Annotated in this window: 3 protein-coding genes and 1 pseudogene; 2 read left to right on the forward strand and 2 right to left on the reverse strand. The window is 61.1% G+C overall.

The features are described 5' to 3' along the window. The coding region (locus H3V53_RS42695; RefSeq protein WP_336602943.1) for an NAD(P)(+) transhydrogenase (Re/Si-specific) subunit beta at positions 1-646 on the forward strand (646 nt) is incomplete at its 5' end. 141 nt (positions 647-787) lie between these two features. Further along, a complete protein-coding gene (locus H3V53_RS42700) occupies positions 788-1,795 on the forward strand; it encodes a GlxA family transcriptional regulator (RefSeq protein ID WP_336602971.1) in 1,008 nt (335 codons plus the stop codon). A 118-nt stretch (positions 1,796-1,913) separates the two neighbouring features. Here the strand turns inward: H3V53_RS42700 and H3V53_RS42705 are convergent, their stop codons facing one another. Next, positions 1,914-2,294 carry a VOC family protein gene (locus tag H3V53_RS42705; RefSeq protein ID WP_336602972.1) on the reverse strand — a complete coding sequence of 127 codons (381 nt, stop codon included), beginning with the start codon at positions 2,292-2,294 and terminating at the stop codon, positions 1,914-1,916. Between the two features lie 108 nt (positions 2,295-2,402). Next, a pseudogene (locus tag H3V53_RS42710) lies at positions 2,403-2,715 on the reverse strand (alpha/beta hydrolase-fold protein); the annotation flags it as partial.

Here is a 2,715-nt window from a genome sequence, read left to right on the forward strand (position 1 = left end):
CGGTGCGATCCTGTCGTACATCATGTGCAAGGCGATGAACCGTTCGTTCTTCAACGTGATTCTGGGCGGCTTCGGCGGCGAGGCGGGTGCGGCGGCAGCAGCGGGTTCGGGCGAACAGAAGCCGGTGAAGTCGGGTTCGGCGGAAGACGCATCGTTCATGCTCGGCAACGCGGAAACCGTCGTGATCGTGCCGGGCTACGGTCTGGCCGTCGCACGCGCGCAGCATGCGTTGAAAGAACTCACCGATCTGCTGATCGAGAAGGGCGTCGACGTGAAGTACGCGATTCACCCTGTGGCCGGGCGCATGCCGGGCCACATGAATGTGCTGCTCGCGGAAGCCGAAGTGCCGTACGAGATCGTCCATGAAATGGAAGACATCAACGGGGAGTTCGGCCAGGTCGACGTGGTGCTGGTGCTCGGCGCGAACGACGTGGTGAATCCTGCTGCGAAGACTGATCCGAAGTCGCCGATTGCGGGCATGCCGATCATCGAGGCATACAAGGCGCGCACCGTGATCGTCAACAAGCGCTCGATGGCGGCGGGCTACGCCGGTCTCGACAACGACCTGTTCTACATGGACAAGACGATGATGGTGTTCGGCGATGCGAAGAAGGTGATCGAAGATATGGTGAAGTCTGTCGACTAATCGCGCCGTCGTGATTGATCGATCGACGCGCGCGAGACAGCATGTCGATGAAACATTTCGGATACGCGTCAGAGGGGAGGTCGATCAGTGAGAACGCGTCCATCGCTGCATCGCCAGCGGTACTCGCCGCCGCCGTGCGGCGTGGCGCCGCCTGACACGATCACCGTCGATGTCATCGTCTACGACGGCTTTAATGCGCTCGAAGCAATGGGCGTATCGAGTGTTTTCGCGTACGCGAACAGCCACCTCGAACGCAGGGGACGTCGTGGACGCTACGACGTGAAGATTGCCGCCACGGACAGGGGGTACGTCGTGTCGGATGCAGGTGTGGCAATCGTCACCGAGAAGCGCCTCGATCCTCTCGCGATTCCCCATACGGCACTGGTCGTCGGTGGCCGGGCGATCGAAGATTGCGTCGCGAACAACGCGGGCATCGTCGAATGGGTTCGACACGCGGGCACGCGGGGGTCGCGTATCGCCGGCCTTTGCGTTGGCACGTTTCTCGTCGCCGAGGCCGGCCTGTTGAACGGCAAGCGGGCGACGACTCACTGGTCTCTGACGGAACTGCTCAAGAACCGACACCCCGAAGTGTCCGTCTGTGCCGGGTACCTGTTCGTTCGGGACGGCTCTGTATGGACGTCGGCCGGTGTGACTGCGGGAATCGACCTCGCGCTGGCCATTGTCGAAATGGACTTTGGCAACGACGTCGCCGCCGGTGTCGAAAAGGATCTCGTCATTCACGCGCGACGCACGGGAAGTCAGTCTCAATTGAGACTGCATTCGGCCAGCCGGACGATGCGGCATCCTGATATCCGGGCAGTGCAGCACTGGATACTGGACAATATCGACAAGACACTAACAGCCGCGGATATGGCACAACATGCCGCAACGAGCCTGCGAAGTTTTAATCGCCGGTTCAAGGAAGAAACGGGAACCACTCCGACCGCGTTCCTCAGCAATGCACGGGTCGAGGCCGCTCGTCGCCTTCTTGAGGAAAGCGACCTTCCAGCAAAGACCATTGCGTCGAGAACGGGGTTCAAAACGTATGAGGCGATGAGAAAGGCATTTCACGACACTGTGGGCATTACGCCCATTGCGTACCGCGAGCACGCGACGCGTGCGGCTCAAGACGAGACCATGGAGTCGTGAGGTTGCACTGCGTCTGAAGCGCATCGTTCAATTCGTCGATCGCTCTACAAGTAAGCACTCCGGGAGGCAGCAATGCGCATGACCTTGCGTAGCGCTGCCTCATCCATCGCGACGCCCTCTACGGTTTGAAGCAATAGACCGCAAGCTTGTTCCCGTCGAGATCCCGGACGTAGGCGGCGTAGGCGTTCGGTGCCCAGCTCCGGGGACCGGCGGCGCCCTCATCCTGGCCGCCATGTGCAATCGCCGTCTTGTGGAACGCATTGATTGAGTTGCGATCGGGCGCTTCAAACGACACGGTGACGCCGTTGCCGATCGTGGCCGGCTGGCCATTCGCCGGCTTCAGCACAAAGAACGACGGCGCACCCTGGCCCCAGATCGATCCGTTATCGCCCAGATCGGTCAGGCGCTTCAGCCCGATTTCGCCGAGTACCTTGTCATAGAAGGCGCGAGCCTTATCGAGGTTATTCGTGCCGACAGTAACGTGCGTAAAGATGCTCATGGTTTCTCCCTGCAGTGAAATGGCCTAGCTCGAACAACGAGCATCAGCGGAACGGGTGGCAGCGGTTGGGGCTGCCGCTCGATGAACGGGGGCGATGGCGACCGCGTTGAGCACAGCGGCGTGATGCGCGAGATGGTCCTCAATGAAGGTCGAGATAAAGAAGTAGCCATGGTCGTAGCCTTCATGCCTGCGCAGCGTCAACGGTTGGCCTGCTGCCTTGCACGCCGCCTCGAACACATCCGGATTCAACTGCTGCGCGAGGAATTGATCGGCGAGACCCTGATCGACGAGAATGCCCTCGGCGAACTTGCGCGTCGCCGTGCCGACGAGTTCGCTCGCGTCGTACTGCTTCCACGCTTCGCGGTCCGCGCCCAGATAACCGCTGAACGCCTTCTCGCCCCACGGACAGCGCGTGGGCGCC

The organism is Paraburkholderia bengalensis (assembly GCF_037126505.1).
GTDB lineage: Bacteria > Pseudomonadota > Gammaproteobacteria > Burkholderiales > Burkholderiaceae > Paraburkholderia > Paraburkholderia bengalensis.